Origin of the sequence: Caloramator proteoclasticus DSM 10124 (genome assembly GCF_900129265.1) — a bacterium.
In the GTDB taxonomy this organism is placed as follows: Bacteria; Bacillota; Clostridia; order Clostridiales; family Caloramatoraceae; genus Thermobrachium; species Thermobrachium proteoclasticum.
The window spans coordinates 35348-56916 of sequence record NZ_FQVG01000009.1 but is presented as its reverse complement, the minus strand read 5'-3'; the positions used below and the strand labels follow the sequence as shown (position 1 = coordinate 56916).

At 30.2% G+C, this 21569-nt stretch carries 20 protein-coding genes and 1 pseudogene; 15 read left to right on the top strand and 6 right to left on the bottom strand.

What is annotated here, in order from left to right; translation table 11 throughout:
• Positions 1-304 precede the first annotated feature (304 nt).
• From BUB63_RS03795 to BUB63_RS03785, 3 genes are read right to left on the bottom strand one after another with little or no spacing between them, the layout of a single operon-like run.
• Positions 305-757, bottom strand: coding sequence for a SpoIIE family protein phosphatase (locus BUB63_RS03795; protein WP_073247995.1), 453 nt, complete (start codon positions 755-757; stop codon positions 305-307).
• Positions 754-2463: a [Fe-Fe] hydrogenase large subunit C-terminal domain-containing protein gene (locus BUB63_RS03790; protein WP_242947340.1), complete on the bottom strand. Its 1710-nt coding sequence runs from the start codon at positions 2461-2463 to the stop codon at positions 754-756. Before BUB63_RS03790 ends, BUB63_RS03795 begins: the two co-directional genes overlap by 4 nt.
• The gene (locus tag BUB63_RS03785) at positions 2456-2713 is read right to left on the bottom strand and encodes a (2Fe-2S) ferredoxin domain-containing protein (RefSeq protein WP_073247994.1); all 258 of its coding nucleotides are present in this window, start codon (positions 2711-2713) and stop codon (positions 2456-2458) included. Before BUB63_RS03785 ends, BUB63_RS03790 begins: the two co-directional genes overlap by 8 nt.
• A 489-nt stretch (positions 2714-3202) precedes the next feature.
• Between BUB63_RS03785 and BUB63_RS03780 the strand changes: the two genes are divergently transcribed.
• The 10 genes from BUB63_RS03780 (at position 3203) to BUB63_RS03730 (ending at position 14678) form a co-directional block, all read left to right on the top strand.
• Positions 3203-3673 carry a YbaK/EbsC family protein gene (locus BUB63_RS03780; RefSeq protein WP_073247993.1) on the top strand — a complete coding sequence of 157 codons (471 nt, stop codon included), beginning with the start codon at positions 3203-3205 and terminating at the stop codon, positions 3671-3673.
• A gap of 689 nt (positions 3674-4362) precedes the next feature.
• Positions 4363-5049: a DUF554 domain-containing protein gene (locus tag BUB63_RS03775; RefSeq protein WP_073247992.1), complete on the top strand. Its 687-nt coding sequence runs from the start codon at positions 4363-4365 to the stop codon at positions 5047-5049.
• Positions 5050-5063: 14 nt separating this feature from the next.
• Positions 5064-6770 (top strand): proline--tRNA ligase, encoded by a 1707-nt coding sequence (locus BUB63_RS03770; RefSeq protein ID WP_073247991.1) that lies wholly within the window; start codon positions 5064-5066, stop codon positions 6768-6770.
• Between the two features lie 84 nt (positions 6771-6854).
• Positions 6855-7511, top strand: coding sequence for a response regulator transcription factor (locus BUB63_RS03765; RefSeq protein WP_341465370.1), 657 nt, complete (start codon positions 6855-6857; stop codon positions 7509-7511).
• 57 nt (positions 7512-7568) lie between these two features.
• Positions 7569-8933: a sensor histidine kinase gene (locus BUB63_RS03760; protein ID WP_084106488.1), complete on the top strand. Its 1365-nt coding sequence runs from the start codon at positions 7569-7571 to the stop codon at positions 8931-8933.
• 98 nt (positions 8934-9031) lie between these two features.
• Positions 9032-10054, top strand: coding sequence for an alpha/beta hydrolase (locus BUB63_RS03755; protein WP_200790150.1), 1023 nt, complete (start codon positions 9032-9034; stop codon positions 10052-10054).
• A 286-nt stretch (positions 10055-10340) separates the two neighbouring features.
• Positions 10341-11198 (top strand): DegV family protein, encoded by an 858-nt coding sequence (locus tag BUB63_RS03750; protein WP_027308460.1) that lies wholly within the window; start codon positions 10341-10343, stop codon positions 11196-11198.
• Between the two features lie 543 nt (positions 11199-11741).
• A complete protein-coding gene (locus BUB63_RS03740) occupies positions 11742-12542 on the top strand; it encodes a ZIP family metal transporter (protein WP_073247989.1) in 801 nt (266 codons plus the stop codon).
• A gap of 170 nt (positions 12543-12712) precedes the next feature.
• On the top strand, positions 12713-13396 hold the full coding sequence (locus tag BUB63_RS03735; RefSeq protein WP_073247988.1) for a hypothetical protein: 684 nt from the start codon (positions 12713-12715) through the stop codon (positions 13394-13396).
• 349 nt (positions 13397-13745) lie between these two features.
• Positions 13746-14678: an alpha/beta hydrolase gene (locus BUB63_RS03730; RefSeq protein WP_073247987.1), complete on the top strand. Its 933-nt coding sequence runs from the start codon at positions 13746-13748 to the stop codon at positions 14676-14678.
• A 31-nt stretch (positions 14679-14709) separates the two neighbouring features.
• On the opposite strand, the gene BUB63_RS03725 is transcribed toward BUB63_RS03730, so the two are convergent.
• Entirely contained in the window at positions 14710-15735 is a 1026-nt protein-coding gene (locus BUB63_RS03725; protein ID WP_027308452.1) for a DUF4179 domain-containing protein, read from the bottom strand.
• Positions 15725-16258, bottom strand: a complete 534-nt coding sequence (locus tag BUB63_RS03720) for a sigma-70 family RNA polymerase sigma factor (protein ID WP_242826185.1) — start codon at positions 16256-16258, stop codon at positions 15725-15727. Before BUB63_RS03720 ends, BUB63_RS03725 begins: the two co-directional genes overlap by 11 nt.
• Positions 16259-16531: 273 nt before the next feature.
• Here BUB63_RS03720 and BUB63_RS03715 point away from each other — a divergent pair, with 273 nt between their 5' ends.
• Genes BUB63_RS03715 through BUB63_RS03705 form a run of 3 tightly spaced genes read left to right on the top strand, consistent with a single transcriptional unit; the run spans position 16532 to position 17748 of the window.
• Positions 16532-16735 carry a hypothetical protein gene (locus BUB63_RS03715; RefSeq protein WP_035165979.1) on the top strand — a complete coding sequence of 68 codons (204 nt, stop codon included), beginning with the start codon at positions 16532-16534 and terminating at the stop codon, positions 16733-16735.
• 25 nt (positions 16736-16760) lie between these two features.
• Positions 16761-17387, top strand: a complete 627-nt coding sequence (locus BUB63_RS03710) for a DUF1847 domain-containing protein (protein WP_073247986.1) — start codon at positions 16761-16763, stop codon at positions 17385-17387.
• 37 nt (positions 17388-17424) lie between these two features.
• Positions 17425-17748, top strand: coding sequence for a GNAT family N-acetyltransferase (locus tag BUB63_RS03705; protein WP_073247985.1), 324 nt, complete (start codon positions 17425-17427; stop codon positions 17746-17748).
• 75 nt (positions 17749-17823) lie between these two features.
• Here the strand turns inward: BUB63_RS03705 and BUB63_RS13825 are convergent.
• Positions 17824-18024: pseudogene (locus tag BUB63_RS13825) on the bottom strand (zinc transporter ZupT); the annotation flags it as partial.
• Between the two features lie 155 nt (positions 18025-18179).
• Here BUB63_RS13825 and hypB point away from each other — a divergent pair.
• Both hypB and BUB63_RS03690 read left to right on the top strand, forming a co-directional pair.
• Positions 18180-18848: a hydrogenase nickel incorporation protein HypB gene (gene hypB / locus BUB63_RS03695; protein ID WP_073247984.1), complete on the top strand. Its 669-nt coding sequence runs from the start codon at positions 18180-18182 to the stop codon at positions 18846-18848.
• Between the two features lie 21 nt (positions 18849-18869).
• Entirely contained in the window at positions 18870-21563 is a 2694-nt protein-coding gene (locus tag BUB63_RS03690; protein ID WP_073247983.1) for an FAD-dependent oxidoreductase, read from the top strand.
• The last annotated feature ends 6 nt before the right edge of the window (positions 21564-21569 follow it).

The window sequence follows — 21569 nt, the reverse complement described above, 5'->3', positions numbered from 1 at the left end:
GATAATAGCCTTTAACTTAACCCAATTATACTTTTTTAGAAACATTCGAGGATTCAGAGAAAAAAGGCTTTTGCAGATAAATATAATAGAAGATTTGAAAGATGAAATGTTGATAATTATGAATTGGATTAATCCAATTTTTAACACCGCATAGTCGATAATAAAATTGGAAATACAGCTTTTCATTATGATGGGGAGGGGGAAGGTGTATCTATATACATGGCCTACGGCCTTTTTCCCTTCCAAAATTTCAATAAAATAGAAAAAATCTAATTTCCTATAAAGAAAAAAGCTTTACTGGAAATTAGATGCGAAATCTCTGTAAATCTATTTTAAATCTTGTCTCATATATTTTTTTATCATATATACTTCTAGCATTTTTAAGAAGAGGTGCAAACTTTCCATTTTTTAGCCTTATAATTGATGGATTGTCAAACTCTACAATATACCCTTCACCACTACTGTAAATTTCAAGTATAGAAAAGGTAGAATAGGCAATACCTCTTTCTTTGCATACAGGAAGAGTTTTTGCTATGGTTTCTACTGCTTCATCTATGCTTGAGCCTTTAGAGAGCATAGTTCCTATTATTTTGCTAGTCATAGTTGCAAGTATATTAGCCTTAACTCCACTTCCAAGCCCATCTGCAAGAACCACAATAACCGAGTCTTTACTTTTTATGATTTCAACCTTATCTCCACAGAGCTCCTCATTAAATTTGTTAATACTCTCATAAGCTGCATCTATAAAAAAGTTCATTCGCTTTCACCCATCTTTGTTACTATTGTATCTTTTAGTTTAGTTAACGCTACTTTTGTCTCTGCCGTAGTCTCTCCAAGGAGACTTGCTATTTCTTGTGCAACTCTCATTTGTTTTTCAATAACTCTTTGTGCAATTTCAACAGTTTCTCTTCTAAATTTATTTAATTGCTCCTGATTTTTTTCTTCTTTTGTTATATCTTTCATTATTATTATAATTGCATCATGGTCCTTTACATATATTACTGACTGTTCCACAGTGACATCAAATTTTTCATAATAAACCTTTTTATTTAAAATGTCCTTTCCAGTGTCCATTACAATTACAAAATCAGGGCAATCAAAAAATTCAAACACATTTTTTCCAGCCAATTTTATATTTTCTATATTAAAAATCCTGTATACTGAATTATTAGCTTCTTGGATATAAAGCTCACTATTTAAAGCAAGTATTGCATTAGGAGAGGAGTTAATAATTATATTAGATATTGATTCAGCTTTTTCTTTCATATAAGGCAGACACATATTAAGATCCGCCTTATTATTATAAACTGCAATTGCCTTTTCCCTACAACTTGAATATCCGCATGCACCACAATTAAGCTCATCTTCCTTTTTAAACTTACCTATTTTTTTTAATATATAACTGATGGACTCATCATCAGGTATACTATTTTTTACTTCTCTATTACAAAAAAACTTTGACAAATTAACATTAACTTTAATATCTTTCAAATCACTTATTGTATTTTTATTACTTGCATAATTTAAAATATCATCATAGGCTTCAATAAAGCTTTTACTTGTATTGCATGGACCGTTAATGCATCCACCCCTGCAGCTGTTCATCTCAATAAAATATCCATTAATATTTCCTTTTACTATTGAATCAAGAGTTTCCATGCAATTCTCTAAACCATCTACGCTTAAAAGTTTATAATTGCTTTGATCATCTAAAGTTTTTAATATACCGCCAACTATTGGATAATATCTTTCAATAAGAGGTTCATCATATTTAATATTTTCATCTTGGAACTTATTCAAATTGATGCCTTCATCCTCAAACCATTTTTTTAGTTCATCGAAGGTAATAACAGCATCGATTAAATAATCATTTTCTCCATCTCTGTATTCTTTTTTCTTAGAAAGGCAAGGCCCAATAAATACAACCTTTATATTTTCCCCGTAGGTATGTTTTAACATCTTTGCATGGGCAATCATAGGGGATACTACAGGGGCAAGAAATTGTATAGCCACAGGATAATATTTTTCAACAAGGGATACAACAACTGGGCAAGCCGTTGATATAATATTGTTCATTTCACATTTTTTAATAAGTTTTTCATATTCCATAGATACGGCATAAGCTCCTATTGCAGTTTCTTGAATATAAGAAAAACCAAGTTTTTTAATGGCAGAAAACAGAGCTTTTGCATTATGTGATTTAAATGCAGAGGGGAAGGAAGGTGCAATACTTGCATAAACACTATACTTTTTTTCTATAAATTTTTTTACTTTTTCTGTTTCATCTATAACACTTTTAGCATGCTGAGTACATACTTTAAGACAGTTTCCACAAAGTATGCAATTATCATCGATTATTTTAGCTTGGTTATTATTAAATGATATGGCCTTTATGGGACAACTTCTTATACACTTATAGCAGTTTTTGCAGTTTGATTTTTTAAATTCTATTATATTAATCATTGTTATTAACCTTCTTTAGTATATATTCATCAAATTTTTCTTTTGCATTTTCAGGATTTATATTTCCAAAAATCTCGTTGTTAACCTTTATTGAAACACCTTTTGTACAATTACCAAGGCAAAATGATGCTTTAAGGTCAATTTTCTCTTCTAAATTTTTATTCTTTATTATTTCTTGAAATATTTTCATAATTTGATATGAACCTTTAAGATGGCATGAACTTCCTACGCATATATGCACACTTATCATATTGACCCCTCCAAATTATAATTGTCAATATATTAACAATTATAATTGTAACAAATAATAAAATCGTGTTCAATATTATCTATCTTATTTTTATTGCAGTCATATCACATATAACTTATGAGTGTAGTAAAAAAGATAAATTGTTGATTTATATGTATATAAGTTGAAAAAAATAATTAAATGTAATAATATAAAATTTAAGAAGATAATTATTACCAATCTCAAATAGATGTAATATATAAAAATTAGTAGGTGAAAATATGAAAATAGAAAATCCCCATCATAAATTTTTCAAAGAAACCTTATGATTTAAAAATGAAATTTCAAGAGTTAGGTGTAGCCATATTAGAAATTATAGTTTAAAATATATTAGATATGCAAAGCATAGATGAAATAAATATTTAAATAAGTAATTCGAAGGTTGATTCGGTAAGGATTAGATATATCACTTGATATATCTAAGTTTTATATTAAAAGGAGAAGGGTAAAATGGCAATAGAAAGGGTACGTGAATATTTTAGAAAATATAATAGAGATAAAGATATAATGGAGCTTGATGCATCAAGTGCAACAGTTGAATTGGCTGCTCAGGCTTTAGATGTTGAACCTGCAAGAATAGCAAAAAGCCTTGCTCTAAAAAATGGAGAGAGAGTAATTATGATAGTTACAGCAGGTGATGCCAAAATAGATAATGCTAAATTTAAGGCTGAATTTGGAACAAAACCTAAGATGTTAAGTATTGAGGAAACATTTGAATATACAGGTCATCAGGTAGGAGGGGTATGCCCCTTTGCATTAAAAAACGATATACCAGTTTATTTAGATATATCTCTAAAAAGATTCAAAACTGTATTCCCAGCTTGTGGTAGTAGTAATTCTGCAATTGAATTAACGTGTGACGAATTGAATTATTATTCTTTAAACCAAAAATGGGTTGATGTGTGTAAAAATTGGGAATAAAATTATATTTATTTTTTTTAGAAATTATAATCGAAAATGTAGATGTAGAACTATAGTTAAGAAAAATTAATAATATAGTTTAGATGAAGATAACAGAAAAAAGATAATTTTATAATTATCCATAAATTTAGCAATCATATGAAAGAAACTTTGTATCACTATTATCTTCCAAAGACAAATTAAACTATACTTTCACACGGTAGATAGAAGCCTTCAGAAATTAGGACTTTTTAATGACAGCAATATCACATATAATTTTTAGATTGGTGATATTGCTGTTTTTGTATTATTTTAGTGACGTAAATATAAACTTAGTTTAAAATAATTATAAAATAAAATAATATCTATAAGTATGAATGCAGTTTAAAAGGCGAATAGTGTAAAAATAATTCTATTAAAGCTAAATGTAGTAGATATACCACAATCTAAGATTATGAGCTACAGAGTTATAATATGTTCCAGTCTATCATAAGGAATCAGTGAGATGGATAATGCAATATTTTCAGAGAATATATTGACAACATCAGGGAAGATGGCTTAATTTTAGGTTACAAAGTTATTTGAACATAGTTAATATAAAAAACATCGATTTTATATTAAAATCCTGTCCAACATTTTGTATTGCTTCAATGTGATAGAGGAAATTATGTAATACATTTTTTAAATTATAAATAGGATGGAGGGGTATTATGTTTAATCTTTTGGGTACTATTGTAAATGCAATAGCTATTATGGTTGGGAGTTTAGTAGGAATTTTTATCAAAAAGGGTCTTCCAGATAATATAAAGGAAACAGTGATGAAGGGGCTTGCACTTTGTGTGTTGTATTTAGGTTTTTCAGGAACATTAAAGGGCAATAATCCACTTTTAATGATTTTGAGTATTGTAATTGGTGCAGTTGTTGGAGAAGCAATTGATATTGATAATGCGATTACAAAATTAGGCAACAATATAGAAAAAAGATTTAGGGGCGGAGAGAGTAAAATTTCACAAGGTTTTGTTGCTTCAAGTTTATTGTTTTGTGTAGGTTCAATGGCAATTGTCGGTTCTTTAGAAAGTGGACTTACAGGTAATCATCAGATGCTGTATGCAAAATCAATATTAGATGGTGTAAGTTCTATTATTTTTTCGTCAACATTAGGAATAGGAGTTATGATTTCAGCTATATCAGTATTTATTTACCAAGGGTTTATAACTATTTGTGCAGCTTTGCTCAAAGGCATTTTACTTGAAACCGTAGTTGCTAATATGACAGCCATTGGTAGTTTACTTATAATAGGTATAGGTCTAAATATGCTTGGTATTACAAAAATAAAGGTAGCAAATTTACTCCCAGCAGTATTTATCCCTATAATATATCAATTATTTATAAGATAAAAGGGGGACAAAAGATGAGAGTTAGTAAATTATTTATGCCAACACTAAGGGAAGTTCCATCAGAGGCTGAAACTGTAAGTCATCAGTTGATGTTAAGGGCAGCACTTATTAGAAAGTTAGCTTCAGGTGTATATAATTTTCTTCCATTAGGACTTAGAGTATTAAGAAAAATAGAAGAGGTTGTTAGACAGGAAATGAATAGAGAAGGTGCACAGGAAATTCTATGTTCAGCTCTTCTACCTTCAGAATTGTGGAAAGAATCGGGAAGATGGGAAGTTTTCGGCCCTGAAATGTTTAAACTTATAGATAGAAATGATAGAGAATTTTGTTTAGGGCCAACTCATGAGGAAATATTTACAGATATTATTAGAAATGAAATAAAGTCATATAAGGATATGCCACTAAATCTATATCAAATTCAAACAAAATATAGAGATGAAAGAAGACCAAGATTTGGAGTAATGAGAAGTAGAGAGTTCATAATGAAGGATGCATATAGCTTTGATACTTCTTGGGAAGGTTTAGATGAGTCATTTAATAAGATGTATAGGGCATATAATAAAATTTTTGAAAGATGTGGATTGGATTTTAAGGCAGTTGAAGCAGATACAGGTGCTATGGGCGGGACAGGTTCAATGGAGTTTATGGTTAAATCAGATATAGGAGAGGCAGAAGTAGTATTTTGTACATCGTGTGATTATGCGGCAAATGTTGAAAAGGCTCCAACCTTTGAAGCTGAAATCTTAAGCAGTGAGGATATGAAAAATATAGAAAAGGTTGAAACACCAAATGTAAGAACAATAGAAGAATTAGTAAAGTTTTTTAATACAACTTCAGAAAAGTTTGCCAAAACCTTGATATATAAAGCCGATGATAAAGTTGTTGCAGTTATGGTTAGAGGAGATAGGGATGTAAATGAAACAAAGGTTATTAACCAATTAAAGTGTATAAACTTTGAAATGGCAGATGCAGAAACAGTTAAAAGAGTAACAGGTGCAGATGTTGGCTTTGCAGGTCCTATTGGAATAAAAGTAGATGAGCTATTGATAGATTATGAAGTTAAAAACACAAAAAATATGATTGTTGGTGCAAATGAAACAGGATACCATATCATTAATGCTAATTTTGGAAGAGACTTTAATGGTATAGTTGGTGATTTTAGAAATATAACACAAGGTGATAGATGTCCTAAATGTGGTGGAAGTATAACAATAAATAGGGGGATAGAAGTTGGACATATTTTTAAGTTAGGAACAAAGTATTCTGAAAAGATGAATGCAACATTTGTTGATGAAAAGGGAGAACAAAAACCAATTATTATGGGTTGCTATGGAATAGGAATTAATAGAACAATGGCTGCAATAATTGAACAAAATCACGATGAAAAGGGAATTATATGGCCAATATCTATTGCACCTTATAAAGTAATAGTTGTACCTGTTGCTATGAAGGATGATGAACAAGTTAAGGTGGCAGAGGAGATTTATAATAAGTTAAATGATATGGGTGTTGAAACTTTAATTGATGATAGAGATGAAAGAGCAGGAGTTAAATTTAACGATGCTGACCTAATTGGTATTCCAATTAGAATAACTGTTGGAAAGAAAATTAAAGATGGCATAGTTGAGTTTAAACTTAGAAATTCAAGTGAAGTAATAGATATTAAGGTTGAGGATATCTATAATAGGGTACTTGAGGTAATTAAAGAAAATATAAAGTAAAATTGTTTGGAAATTATAAAAAACAAGAAGGAGAAGGGTATGGAAAAAAGTATACATATTTTAATTTGTGATGATAATTAAGCCATTCACGATACAATTGGTGCTTATATAAAGGCTGAAGGTATGACATATTCTTCAGCCTTTGATGGATTGGAAGCACTTGAAATTTTCAAAAAAGAAAAACCTGATTTTGTTATATTAGATATAATGATGCCTAAAATGTTTGGTACGGAAGTATGTAAGGAGATAAGAAAAATAAGTGATGTACCAATCTTAATGTTAACTGCAAAGGGAGAGGAGATAGATAGAATTGTTGGACTTGAAATTGGTGCTGACGATTATGTAGTAAAACCATTTTCACCAAGGGAAGTTGTTACAAGGGTAAAGACTATTTTAAAGAGATATCAAGCAAACAATAAAGAAATAAAAGAAAATAAGAAAGTTGTTAAAGTTGATAATTTAGTTGTAGATTTGGAAAAATATACAATAGAAATAGACAATCATCCTATAGATGCAACACCTAAAGAAATTGAGATTTTGTATCTACTTGCAAGTAATATAGGTAAAGTATTTACAAGAGAACAAATTTTATCAACAATATGGGGATATGATTATTTTGGTGATACAAGGGCAGTAGATACGCATATAAAAAGGTTAAGAAAAAAATTACCTGAAAGTGGTGTTAGTTGGGGAATTAAATCTATTTATGGAGTAGGATATAAATTTGAGGTGCAAAGATGAAAAAAAGTTTTATTTATTAATATAACTTTAATATTAGTAATTGTTTTTTCTATATCTTTGTTTGTAGGTAGATTTGTAATTGAAAAATACTATATTAATATTAAAGTAGATGAACTAAAACCTGAATTACAAAACATAATTGATGAAATTAATAGTAAAGGGAAAAGTAATGTTAATCTCAATAGATTACCTTTTATTGTGAAAGCTTATGATATTTATAAAAATGAGATGAATGTTTTTGAGAATCCATTTAAATCAATTGAGGAATATGGTGAAGATAAAGAACCATATTTTGAAGACAATATAAAAAAGTCAATAGAACCATTTATGAATGAAGTTTTTTCAGGTGAGGAGATTAAAAAAATAACCAATCTAGAAGCAATTGAAGGAACATCCATTGTTTTAGGAATACCTATTAAAAAAGATGGACAAATAATAGGGGGAGTGTTTTTATTAAAACCTGTTAGTGATTATATATCTGCATTAAATGGATTTAATATGGTATTTTTATTTATGAGTATATTGATATTAGTTATAATATTAATCTTATTATATTTCTCTATAAAACCACTTATAATTCCACTTAAAGATATGGCTTATAGTGCAAAAAAAATGGCACAGGGAGATTATAGTGTAAGGATACAAGAAAAAGGATATGGAGAAGTTGAAGAATTAGCAAACAGTTTTAATATTCTTGCTATTAATTTAGAAGAAGCATCTAAGTTGGCAGAGGGGCTTGAAAAAACCAGGAGGGAGTATGTAGCTAATATTTCACACGAATTAAGAACTCCAATAGCTTCTTTAAGAGCCATGAGTGAAACATTATTGGATGGAATGATTAATGATGAGCAAGAAAAACAAAGATACTATCAAATAATGCTGACAGAGTCTATAAGATTGCAAAGATTAATAAATGATATGTTAGAACTTTCAAAACTTCAATCAGGTAATGCATATTTAGAAAAGAGTACAGTAGACATATCAAAACTAATAAATTTAGTTTACCAAAAATTTGCTGGTATTGCAGATGATTTGGGAATCGAATTAAAATTAAAAAATGATATAAAAAATTTGCCTTTAACATACACAAATGCTGAAAGAATAGAACAGGTTTTGATTATTTTATTAGATAATGCTTTTAAATTTACCCAAGAAGGTGGTGTAGTTACTATTTCCTCAAATATAGATAATGAAAAGGTAATCATTAGTGTTGAAGATACAGGGGAAGGGATTAAGAAGGAGGATATTCCATATATATTTGAAAGATTTTACAAAGTAGATAAATCCAGAACAACACAGGGTACAGGATTAGGCCTTGCGATAGCAAAGCAAATAATAGAGGCATTAGATGAAAAAATTTGGGTTGAGTCTACAATAGGAAAGGGTACTAAATTTAGTTTTACAATAGGAATAAAAAAATAAATTCCTTTTTAAATCAAATTACCGCCATTTTTTTGCCACAATTATATCTTATACTTAAAACATCAAGAGGAAAACAATAAGAAAATGGAGGTAATAAAATGAAAAAGTTAACTGTTTTAACATTAGGATTAGTATTAACAATTTCAACTTTAGTAGGTTGTGCTAAAACATCACAAAACAATTCAACAAATAATACAAATACAGCTCAAACTCAACAAGGAGCTCCACAAGGAGGAAGACCTATGGGTGGAGGATTAGGTGGTCAATCTCTAGATACATCAAAGTACACAAAAAAGTATCTTGATATAGCTTATGCAAATAAGTCACAGAGCCAAAAATTAGACATATATCTACCAAATGAAGGGGATGGACCATTCCCAGTAATCATTGCAATACATGGCGGAGCATTTAAAATGGGAAATAAAACAGGTGGAGATTTAGCCGCTATGTTTGAAGGATTAAATAGAGGATATGCAGTTGTTTCTGTTGATTATAGATTATCAGGAGAGGCTACATTCCCAGCAGCTGTAAATGATATAAAGGCAGCAATAAGATTTATAAGGCAAAATGCTTCAAAATATAATTTAAATCCTGATAAGATAGCACTTTGGGGAGATTCAGCAGGTGGAAACTTGGCATCAATTGCAGGAACTACAGGAGGTACAAATGAACTTTATGATACTTCATTAGGATATGCAGATGTTTCAGATGATGTAACTGCAGTTGTTGATTGGTTTGGACCAATTAATTTCTTAGAAATGGATAGCCAGTTTGAGAAATCAGGCATAACACCAAGGTTTGGGAAAACAAGCAGTGAATCTTCACCTGAATCTGCATATATTGGAAAGCTAATCACAGAAGCTAAAGACCTTGTTGCAAAGGCAAACCCAGAAACATATATATCAGCTGACGACCCAGCATTCTTTATAGAACATGGGACACAAGATGCAAATGTACCAGTACAACAATCAATTAATTTCGCACAAAAATTACAATCAGTTTTAGGAAAAGATAAGGTTGAACTTGTTCTTTTAGATGGTGCATCACATGGAGGTCCACAATTTGAAGAAAAGAGTAATTTAGATAAGGTATTTGCATTCCTTGATAAGTATATGAAGTAAATATTAAAATTCATATAAATTGTTGAATATTATATATTATAAAAGGGCAGTTAGCTAATGATAGCTGTCCTTTTATATTTTATCTTAATTAAATTAATAAGTAGTATTTACTTTTGTGTGAAAATAGTTCATATATATAGTTAGTTTTAAAAGATTGAAAAAAATTTGACTGCGTGGTAAAATTTCAACAAGAAGAAAAAATTTATTAAAAGTTTTTTAAAATATACATAAAATATAAAAAAACATTTATATTAAAACATTATTTTAAAAGAAGAGAGAGGATAAAATGGCAGTAAAAATTTTGACGGATAGTACAAGTTATTTAAGTGAAGAAATCTGCAGAGAATTAGACATCAAAAAAATTTCACTTAGTGTATCTTGGAATGATATGAGTGTGAAGGAAGTTGATATCAATAATGAAGATTTTTATCGTATGATGGAAGAAAAGGGAATACCTAAGTCTTCACAGCCTTCCATCGGAGAAATGTTAGAGGAAATGAAAAGGGTTGTAGCCAATGGAGATAGCCTTGTTTGCATATTTCTTTCATCAGAAATGAGCGGCACATATTCATCTGCACTTATGGTAAAAGATATGGTGCTTGAAGAATATAAGGATGCCCAAATAGAAATTATTGATTCAAGGTCAAATTGTATGCAGCTTGGTTTTGCAGCAATAGTTGGTGCAAGAGCTGCAAAGGAAGGCAAAACACTAAATGAGGTTGTTGAATTAGTTAAGCAAAACTTAAGACGAAGCAGATTCCTATTTATCCCAGATAATCTTGAATATTTGAAAAAAGGTGGTAGAATAGGTGGTGCCAAAGCACTTATAGGAAATCTTTTAAAGATTATTCCAATATTAACAGTTGAGGATGGAAAAACCGCAATTCTAACTAAGGTTAGAACGAAGAAAAATGCTGTATCTGCAATGATAGATAAGTTGGTTAAGGATAGTTCTATTTATGGTCTTAAGGAAATAGTTGTTCATCATATCAATTGCTATTCAGAGGCATTAGACCTTTCAAAATTGATAGAAGAAAAGCTTGGAGTTAAAGCTGATATTGTAGATATTGGCCCTGTAATTGGACTACACGTAGGTCCAGGTGCAATAGGGTTTGTTTACTATACTGAAAAGGATATGAGATAATATCAATAATATGTTAAAAAGCCTTGTTTTTTCAAGGCTTTTTATTTTATAGAAACGTTTATATTGTTTATGTATTATTTAAAAACTTATTTTTCTTGAAATAATATTTATAAAGTAATATAATTATTAACAAATAATAATTTTCTAAAGAGGTGTTTATTATGGAGTTTTATGATAAGTTGATGTCATATTTAGAAAAAGAAGATAAAGAATCAGCAGTAGCGTATGCAATAAATCTATTAAGTGAATAGATTCAGAATCTACAGAAGCTGTATATGAGATAATGAGGGATATTAATAAAAAAATGGGTACAACGTTTATAGTGATAACACACGATAGGAGAATAGCAGAAAAGGCTGATAGGATAGTTGAGATTAAAGATGGAAGGGTATATATGGATATAGTCAGATAAAAATATAAAATTTTTTAGACTCAAAATATTATTAAGTCTATTGATAACTTTGTATTATTTTATATTTTAAATTCTAATAAAAATTACCCAAAAATATGCTAAATTTAATCTCCTTTTAGTGAGGTGATATAATGAGTTTTTCTAAATTTAGTCCAGTAATATTAGCATTATTTGGGACACTTTTTACTTGGTTTTTAACAGCTTTAGGGTCTGGGATGGTTTTTATATTTAAAGAACTCAATAGAAAAGTATTAGATGGAATGCTTGGATTTGCAGCAGGAGTTATGATTGCTGCAAGCTTTTGGTCTCTTTTAAATCCAGCCATTGAAATGGCTGAGAATATGGGAATTATTCCTTGGCTTCCTGCTGTTGTAGGATTTTTATTAGGAGGTTTCTTTTTAAGAGCAGTAGATATGTTTATGCCACATCTACATATGTTTTCAGATGAGGCAGAGGGAATAAAGACAAGTTTAAAAAGAAGTATACTTCTTGTACTTGCTATAACACTGCACAACATTCCAGAAGGGCTTGCGGTTGGAGTTGCCTTTGGTGCCTTAAATAATGGAGATGTATCGGCTAATTTGGCAGGGGCGATTGCACTTGCAATAGGAATTGGGCTTCAAAACTTTCCAGAGGGAGCAGCAGTTTCTATTCCACTTAGAAGAGAAGGACTATCACGATTTAAAAGTTTTATGTATGGTCAGGCATCTGGGGTAGTAGAGCCAATTGCAGCTGTTATTGGTGCATCTTTAGTTGTCTATATGAAGGGTATATTACCCTATGCATTATCCTTTGCAGCGGGTGCAATGATATTTGTAGTTGTTGAGGAACTTATTCCAGAATCACAGGCAGGGGAACATACGCATATAGCCACATTAGGAACTATGGTAGGATTTGCTGTTATGATGCTTTTAGATGTGGCTTTAGGATAAAATATGATTACGTAATAAGAGTTGGGATATATACCCAACTTTTTAATTTTAAGATCATTCGTATCTCTTATAACATATTAATTTAGGGAAATAATTTAAAATGACTGTACTTAATTAAGAGTTTAGTAAATATTTATATAATATGAATTAAATTTTTGTGGGGGAGTTTTATGTCAGAGAACCTAAGAGGTATGACAGAGATAGTATTCAATATTACGTATTTATTCTTAATATGGTTAATGGTTATAAAGATGAAATTAAACAAAGTAAAATTACAAGATAAGCAGCAAAAAGTGGGGGGATATTTGCTTTTAGCGTTCTTTTTACTTGCTCTTGGAGATACAGGACACGTTGGATTTAGAGCATATGCATATATGTTAGGGGGAATAGAAAAGTATTCAGTATTAGTTGGATATGGTGCCTTAGCAACAGCTATTACGGTAACATTATTTTACATTGTTTTTCTATATGTTTGGAGATATAGATTTAACAAGGAGTTTGGAATATTTCACTATTTTTTAATAGCATTAGGTATTTTAAGAATATTTATTTTATTTTTACCTCAAAATAATTGGTCAAGTTTAAACCAGCCATATATTTGGTCTATTATAAGAAATATCCCTCTTACAGTTCAAGGCTTAAGTGTTGCCTCTTTGATGTATATTGATGCACAAAAGGCTAAAGATATAACCTTTAGATGGATAAGTATTATGATTTTTGTATCTTACTCCTGTTATATACCTGTAATACTTTTTAATAATATAAACCCAATGATAGGATTATTGATGATACCAAAGACAATTGCATATCTTTTAGCAGGATATATAGGTTATAGAGGAGTATATAAACCTTAAATCCATATCCTGCTTATTTTGTTTTTATGATAATGCAACAAAAACAATAAGAAAAAAGGATTGGGATGATTTTATCAGACAGTTGAAATAGTATTTTTTTAGAATTTATTATAGATTCCTTCTTAGTTTATTTAAAAATTATAGCTGAGAAGGAATTTTTTGATAGTTTATATGCTATAAATTAAAGTATTAACAAAAATATAAATAGATAAAAATTCATTATATTGAAGGAATAATAAATTTTTACACGAATATATATTGATAAAAGTATATAAATAAATTTATATTAAATAATTTTTAACTAAAACAAGAAATGTACCTTATAAAATTAAGGGATGGAGGGGGTAATGTGAGGATTGAGGAATTTACATTTAAAGATAAGCAGAATGTGGAAATTTATACTTACAAGTGGCTTCCAGATGAGGATAAAAGGATTAAAGGTGTAATTCAGATAGCACACGGAATGGCTGAAACGGCTGCAAGATATGAGAGATTTGCAAAATTTATAACTAACGAAGGGTATGTAGTATACGCAAATGACCATAGGGGGCACGGTAAAACAGCTAAATGTATTGAAAATGTCGGATATATAGGAAGAGATGGATTCTACTGGATGATAGAGGATATGAAGCAACTAAATGATATTATTAAAAAAGAATATGCTAATATTCCAGTATATTTAATGGGACATAGTATGGGATCATTCCTTTCACAGGGATATATTCAAAAGTATGGCGATAGTATAGATGGAGTAATTTTATCAGGAACTGCAGGTAAACAGGGATTTTTATTGGAATTTGGAATACTTATTGCAAAACTTGAGATGAAAAGAAAAGGTGAGAGGTGGCAGAGTAACTTATTAAATAAACTATCCTTTGGAAATTATAATAAATCATTTAAGCCCACAAAAACAAATTTTGATTGGCTAAGTAGTGATGAAAAAGAGGTAGAAAAATACATAAATGACCCATTTTGTGGAACTGTATTTACATCAAGCTTTTTTTACGACTTTTTAAAGGGACTCAAGATGATACATCAAAATTGTAATATGTCTAAAATACCAAAGGACTTACCTATTTATATTTTTGCAGGTGAACTTGATCCAGTAGGAAATAAGTGTAAATCGATTATATGGTTGATAGAAAGATATAAAAAATTAGGAATCAAGGATATAGAGTATAAGTTCTATAAAAATGGAAGACACGAGATGCTAAATGAAATTAACCGTGATGAAGTTATGAGGGATATTTTAATATGGCTTGAATCACATAAAAATAAGTGATATGGTTGTCATATCACTTATTTTTATTAATTTATTTTTTTTGTAATTTTATTTCTCCATAATTAGGTATTATTAGTTTAAACAATTTGTGTTCTTCGTAAGAGCTTATTTTAAAATTAGTGGATATTGTAGTTTTACCGTCATTAGTATTCATAGAACAGATATTTGTTTTATATTCGTTGCCATTTTCATCGATAAGTATTAGATTGTCTATAGGGAACTCTTTATTTTCATATACTTGATTTACGTTAAAGATAATATTAAGTGAAGTAGGCTCAGCCTTAATAGAAACTATATCTATATTCGGTATGCTGTTTAAAGCACTATAATTATATTCTTTAACATACTCCAAATTATTTTGTATTAATTTTAAAGTCCAGTTACCTTTTATTGAAGTTTTATTATTTTTATATAATATATTAACTTTATCTACTTTTATAACTGCTTCTTCTATTTTAGGTATAGAACTATCGCAGGATTCAAGAATTATGTCATACTGTACTTCACCTTTTTCTAAATCGAGTAGTTCAAATTTATCTTCTACACTTGATATGATTGATTTTTTTATATTTAAATTTTCTTCTTCAGTATAACCAGATTGTCCAATATAATTACCATTTTTATCGATAATGCTATAACTTAAGTATATTTTTTCTATATCTCCTTTTAATAATGATAAATCTTCAATTTTTATTTTAAAACTAATACCTATTTTATTAGAATCAGCAAAATAGCTTTGTAATTTTATTGATATATCATTATTAGTTGTTTCTGATTCTATCCTATTTATATAGCCATTATTAATAGCTGTTTCAATACCTTTATCGTTAAATTTAAAAAATGATTTTATTACACTTGCTATTACATCATTTGACAGAATAGCACAAACCATAAGTAAACACATAGCAGCAGCAATTGTATTTTTAAAATATTTTTTTCTTTTATTTTTCTTTCTTATTGATTCATATGCATTATCTATTGATGCTCTAACCTTATCAGAAATTGCACATTCACTATTTAAAACCTTTGATAATTCAATTTCAAAATCATATCTCATTTAATATCACTCCTTCATCATCTAAAAAATATTTCTCTCTCAATATAGTTTTTGCTCTTGATAATCTTGATTTAATTGTACCTTCAGGTTCATTAGTTAATTCACTTATTTCCCTTATGTTAAAGCCAGCAATGTAATAAAGAACTAACACCAATTTATATTCTTTATTCAAAGTATTAAGTGCATCATTTAATTCAACTTTAAAAAATTCGTTATTGTTGTTATTCTTTTGAGGTAATATATCTTCTACAGGGATAATTTTTTTATTCTTATTTAAAATAGAATTACATTTATTAATGAGAATTTTGCATATCCAAGTATTAAAATATTTTTCATTTTTAAGTGTTTTTATGTTTTCATATGCTGAAATAATTGTATCTTGAAGTGCATCTGCAACATCATCTTCATTAATAAGCATACGTTTTGCAACTTTATAGAGAACTATTTCATACTGCTTCATAAGATTAATAAAGGCTTCTTCATCTCCTTTTTTAGCCTTTTTAACCATCAACGATATTTCCAAACTATTGCACTCCCTTCTAAGTGTAGTCTAATATGTGCACATATTGTTTCATTCACTTTATTAGATAAATAACGAGCTTGTTTAGTTGCATAACTTTAAAAAAATATTATCAATTATGTATGTTGCTATTATACGTTATAATTAATAAAGTTAAAATAAAAAAGAGATAGTAATATTAATCACTACATTATTAGCATAAGATAATAACCTTTACAAAATGGATTTATGTGTTAGAATAAAATTAAAAGCAATGTTAAATTTTTAGGAGGAATTATGAGTATAGAAAAGGATATGATTTTGCTTGATATTGTAGAAAAATATCCAGAGACAGAAGATGTTTTTCATATGTATGATGAGAGAGCAGGTGTATGTATTATGTGTTCTCATCTGTTTGATTCATTAGAATCTGTAACAGAAAAATATGGTATAGAATTAGATGAAATATTAAATAAACTAAATAGAGCTATTAATAGTTAAAGTTATAATATTAAGAGGTGAGTAAATGTATACTTGTGCAGCCTGTAATGAACATTATTGTAGAAGAGGAGAGTTAGAAAAAACACCCTCAAACTGCCCTTGTAATGAAACTGAAGAAGTTGAGAAATTTAAGGAATTATATTTACAGGAGGAAAATTATAAATTATCTTATAATTCTGCTTTGGTGGAAGCAGAGGGTTATTGTAAAAAAACCAGACTTGAAGAAATAATGGATTTTGCAAATAAATGTGATTTTAAAAAATTAGGAATTGCATTTTGTGTTGGTTTAAACCAAGAAGCTAAAAAGTTAGCTCAAATACTTAAAGAAAATGGATTTGAGGTATGTTCTATTATATGTAAAAACGGAAGTATTCCTAAAGAATTTTTGAATATTAAAGAACATCAAAAAGTTAGGCCAGGTAACTTTGAAGCAATTTGTAATCCAATAGGACAAGCGATGTTTTTAAACAATGAAAAAACAGATTTAAATATAATATTAGGGCTTTGTGTAGGTCATGATTCGTTATTTATAAAATATTCAGAGGCACCTGTAACTGTTTTTGCAGTTAAGGATAGAGTATTGGCACACAACCCATTAGGTGCACTTTACCTTTCAGATAGCTATTATAAGGATAAATTGCATAAAAAGTAATATAACTATTTAAAATTTATATAAGGAGGTACAGAATATGAATTGGAAATTTGAAGACGGGCGTATATATAGTGTAGATGATAAGGGTGAATTAATGGCAGAGACAACTTATGTTTTAAAAGAAAATGGAGAAGTTGATATTGACCACACCTATGTTAATCCAGTTTTAAGAGGACAAGGTGTAGCCTCAAAAATGATGGAGGTTGTTGCAGAGTTTTTAAGAGAAAAAGGATTAAAGGCAACAGCAAGCTGTTCTTATGCAAATAGTTGGCTTCAAAAGAACAGAGAAAAATATTCAGATATAATATCAAAAGAAATTGAAAATGAAGCTATTGCCTGCAAAATAGGTGGAAAACATTAATAGAAACAAAAAAAAGTTGAGGTATTAAGTACTTCAACTTTTTTTGTTTCTACTGCTTTATAAACCTCGTGATGTTAATAAATTCCTTGCTTCAGAAAAAATTTCAATCATAGATACATAAACCATAACACCAGTAGAAAAACCGAGACTTATTGAAAGAAATTTAGTATTTATCTTTTTAGCAAAAAATGCTATATCACTTCCTATACCTGTTGATAGACCTGCAATTAATGTTAGCGAAAATGCTATAAGTATATTATTAAGTTTTGATGAAATATGTTTTTTTGGTCATTTTTTTGTCAAAGTTGAAAAGGAATTCTTTAAAATTCATAGAATATTTATAATATAAGTTTCATTTTAAAAATTAAATATATTATGTGCTACTTTAATTATTATTTTCATAAATATTTTATAGATGGAGGTGCAGGTGTATGAATACCTATAAAATTATTGAAATTAAAGAAAGCATTTTCTCTAATAATGATAGACAAGCAGATAAACTCAGGGAAGAGCTAAAAAACAAAAAGACATTCTTACTAAATCTTATGTCTTCACCTGGTTCAGGTAAAACTACTACTGTTTTAAGGACAATTGAAGCATTAAAGGATGAAATGAAGATAGGGGTTATGGAGGCAGATATTGATTCTGATGTTGATGCAAGCTTAGTTGCAAAAACTGGTGCAAAGGTAATACAGTTACATACAGGAGGAATGTGCCATCTTGACGCAGATATGACAAAACAAGGATTAGATGCACTTGAGGCAGATGGACTTGACTTAGTTATACTTGAAAACGTAGGAAATCTTGTTTGTCCAGCGGAGTTTGACACGGGCTCCTCAAAAAATGCAATGATTTTAAGTGTTCCAGAGGGAGATGATAAACCACTAAAATATCCTTTGATGTTTTCAGTTGTAGATGTTCTTTTAATAAATAAGATTGATGCAATGTGTATATTTGATTTTGATATTGAGAAGGTAAAGGAGCGTGTTAAAAAATTAAATCCAAACATAAAGGTTATACCAATCTCTGCAAAAACAGGGGAGGGGTTTGATGAATGGATAGATTGGTTAAGAAATGAGGTAAAGGCTTGGAAGGAATAATTTTTGAAGGGGGATAAAATTATGGTAAAAGAAAAGGTACTTGATTTAGCAAACAAGATAAGCAGAACAAAGCGTGGTTCAAAGGATGAAATTACTCCAAATGACCCAGAATACAAAATATTAGAGCCTATAGTTACGGAGGAGATGGCAGAGGTAGCTCTGTGCCTTGAACTTAGAAAGCCACAAAGTGCAGAAGAAATAAGTAAAAAATGTGGCAAATCTTTAGAGGAGACAGAAAGATTACTTTGGGAATTAGCAAAAGCTGGTGTTGCTATTGTAAATAAAATTGATGGTGTGGATAAGTTTTGGCACGAAATTTGGGTTCCAGGTCATATGGAGATGATAGTTAACAATAAAGAAAACGCAAAAAAATATCCACAGCTTGGTATGGCCTTTGATGCATATGGTAAAAAGAGAGGGCCTAAGATAGCAGGTAATGTACCAGTAGGGCTTGGCCCAATGCGTGTTATTCCTATTGAACAGGCTATTGAAGGCGAAACAAGAAGAGCTTCCTTTGAAGAAATTTCAAAATATCTAAATGAAAACACTATTTTTTCAGTTTCCGACTGTTCCTGCCGTACCGCAAGAGAGGCAATGGGAGAGGGATGTGGTCATTTAAAGGAAGATATGTGTATTCAACTTGGACATGCAGCTGAATTTTATATCAGAACAGGAAGGGGAAGACAGATTACTCGTGAAGAGGCATTTGAAATAATAAAAAGAGCAGAAGAAAATGGGTTGATGCACTGTGTTACAAATACTGATGGGCCTGGGAAAATCCATGCTATTTGCAATTGCTGTGGATGTGGATGTTTTGCTCTAAGAAATGCTAATATGTTTGTAAACCCAGATTTGGTGCGTTCAAACTATGTTTCTCAGGTTGATAAGGATAAGTGTGTTGCCTGTGGAGAGTGTGTAGAAAACTGTCCAACAAATGCCCTAAAACTTGGTCAAAAGTTGTGTTCCAAAAAGCCTATTCCTGAGAAGAAAAGAGAACTCCCCTATGATACTGAATGGGGACCTGACAAGTGGAATGTAGATTATCGTACTAATAGAAGGGTAGTGTTAGAGACTGGTTCAAGTCCTTGCAAAGCAGAATGCCCAGCCCATATTGGTATTCAAGGATATATAAAGCTTGCGGCACAGGGAAGATATACAGAGGCACTTGAACTTATAAAGAAGGAAAATCCATTCCCAGCAGTATGTGGACGTGTATGCCCAAGATACTGTGAATCAGCTTGTACGAGAGGGGATATAGATGATCCTGTTGCTATAGATGAAATTAAAAAGTTTATTGCAGAACAGGATTTAAATAAAGAAAGAAGATATATTCCAAAAAAGAGACACAACTATGGTAAAAAGATTGCAGTAATTGGAGCAGGTCCTGCAGGATTATCTTGTGCTTATTATCTTGCAATAGATGGTTATAAAGTGACTGTATTTGAAAAGGAAAAGGTATTAGGAGGAATGTTAACTTTAGGAATACCATCCTTTAGACTTGAGAAGGATGTCGTTAATGCTGAAATAGATATATTAAGAGAATTGGGTGTAGAGTTTAAAACAGGTATTGAAGTTGGTAAGGATATTAAGTTAGATGATTTAAGAAAACAAGGTTTTGAAGCTTTCTATATTGCAATTGGTGCTCAAGCTGGAAGAAAACTTAAAATTGAAGGAGAGGAAGCAGAGGGAGTAATAACTGGTGTTGATTTCTTACGCAGTGTAAATTTAGGAGAGCTTAAAAATCTAAATGGCAATGTTGTTGTGATAGGAGGAGGAAATGTTGCAATAGACGTTGCAAGAACAGCAGTAAGAGTTGGGGCTTTAAATACTTCTATGTATTGCTTAGAGAAGAAGGAGGAGATGCCAGCCCTCAAGGAAGAAATTGAGGAGGCGGAATCAGAGGGAATTATAATAAATAACTCTTGGGGACCAAAACGTATTTTAACAGAAAATGGTAGAGTTGTTGGGGTTGAGTTTAAAAAATGTGTTTCAGTATTTGATGAGAATAAGAAGTTTAATCCAAAATATGATGAAAATGAAACAAAGGTAGTAAAGGCTGATTATGTTCTAATTTCAGTAGGCCAAGCAATTGATTGGGGAGGATTAATTGAAGGTACAAAAATTGAGCTTAATCCAAACAACACAATAAAGGTTGACCCAGATACTTATCAAACAGGAGAAAAGGATGTATTTGCAGGTGGAGACATTGTAACAGGACCAAAGTTTGCAATAGATGCAATAGCTATGGGAAAAGAAGGAGCAATATCAATACATCGCTTTGTACATCCAGGACAGAGTTTAGTTCTTGGTAGAACTAAGAGAAATTACAAGCCTTTTGATAAAGAAAATGTTGTACTTGAGGGTTATGACAGAATGCCAAGGCAAAGACCCCTTCACGTAGATGGAGATAAGGCAAAGACAACATTAAGGGATTTACGTGGTACATTTACAGAAGAACAGGTTAAAAAGGAAACAGAACGCTGCTTGAGCTGTGGGGCAACAGTTGTTGACGAGTTTATGTGCATAGGCTGCGGACAATGTGTGACAAAGTGTAAATTTGATGCAATCAAGCTTGTTAAAAAGTACGATGCACAAAATCCAGAGTTTAGTAAAATGAAATCAACAATAGTTAAATATGCTCTAAAACGAAAAATTAGGATTACTCTTAAAAAGCCTTTAAAGTATATGCAGTCTGTTTTTACAAGAAAAAAATAAGGGGTT

What these genes read in the sequence shown, in the direction of transcription:
- BUB63_RS03740 (WP_073247989.1), top strand. Translation starts at nt 11,742, where the DNA reads ATGAGTTTTTCTAAATTTAGTCCAGTAATATTAGCATTATTTGGGACA.
- BUB63_RS03785 (WP_073247994.1), bottom strand. Translation starts at nt 2,713, where the DNA reads ATGATAAGTGTGCATATATGCGTAGGAAGTTCATGCCATCTTAAAGGT.
- BUB63_RS03705 (WP_073247985.1), top strand. Translation starts at nt 17,425, where the DNA reads ATGAATTGGAAATTTGAAGACGGGCGTATATATAGTGTAGATGATAAG.
- BUB63_RS03780 (WP_073247993.1), top strand. Translation starts at nt 3,203, where the DNA reads ATGGCAATAGAAAGGGTACGTGAATATTTTAGAAAATATAATAGAGAT.
- hypB (WP_073247984.1), top strand. Translation starts at nt 18,180, where the DNA reads ATGAATACCTATAAAATTATTGAAATTAAAGAAAGCATTTTCTCTAAT.
- BUB63_RS03790 (WP_242947340.1), bottom strand. Translation starts at nt 2,463, where the DNA reads ATGATTAATATAATAGAATTTAAAAAATCAAACTGCAAAAACTGCTAT.
- BUB63_RS03725 (WP_027308452.1), bottom strand. Translation starts at nt 15,735, where the DNA reads ATGAGATATGATTTTGAAATTGAATTATCAAAGGTTTTAAATAGTGAA.
- BUB63_RS03710 (WP_073247986.1), top strand. Translation starts at nt 16,761, where the DNA reads ATGTATACTTGTGCAGCCTGTAATGAACATTATTGTAGAAGAGGAGAG.
- BUB63_RS03775 (WP_073247992.1), top strand. Translation starts at nt 4,363, where the DNA reads ATGTTTAATCTTTTGGGTACTATTGTAAATGCAATAGCTATTATGGTT.
- BUB63_RS03715 (WP_035165979.1), top strand. Translation starts at nt 16,532, where the DNA reads ATGAGTATAGAAAAGGATATGATTTTGCTTGATATTGTAGAAAAATAT.
- BUB63_RS03735 (WP_073247988.1), top strand. Translation starts at nt 12,713, where the DNA reads ATGTCAGAGAACCTAAGAGGTATGACAGAGATAGTATTCAATATTACG.
- BUB63_RS03755 (WP_200790150.1), top strand. Translation starts at nt 9,032, where the DNA reads ATGAAAAAGTTAACTGTTTTAACATTAGGATTAGTATTAACAATTTCA.
- BUB63_RS03690 (WP_073247983.1), top strand. Translation starts at nt 18,870, where the DNA reads ATGGTAAAAGAAAAGGTACTTGATTTAGCAAACAAGATAAGCAGAACA.
- BUB63_RS03750 (WP_027308460.1), top strand. Translation starts at nt 10,341, where the DNA reads ATGGCAGTAAAAATTTTGACGGATAGTACAAGTTATTTAAGTGAAGAA.
- BUB63_RS03770 (WP_073247991.1), top strand. Translation starts at nt 5,064, where the DNA reads ATGAGAGTTAGTAAATTATTTATGCCAACACTAAGGGAAGTTCCATCA.
- BUB63_RS03795 (WP_073247995.1), bottom strand. Translation starts at nt 757, where the DNA reads ATGAACTTTTTTATAGATGCAGCTTATGAGAGTATTAACAAATTTAAT.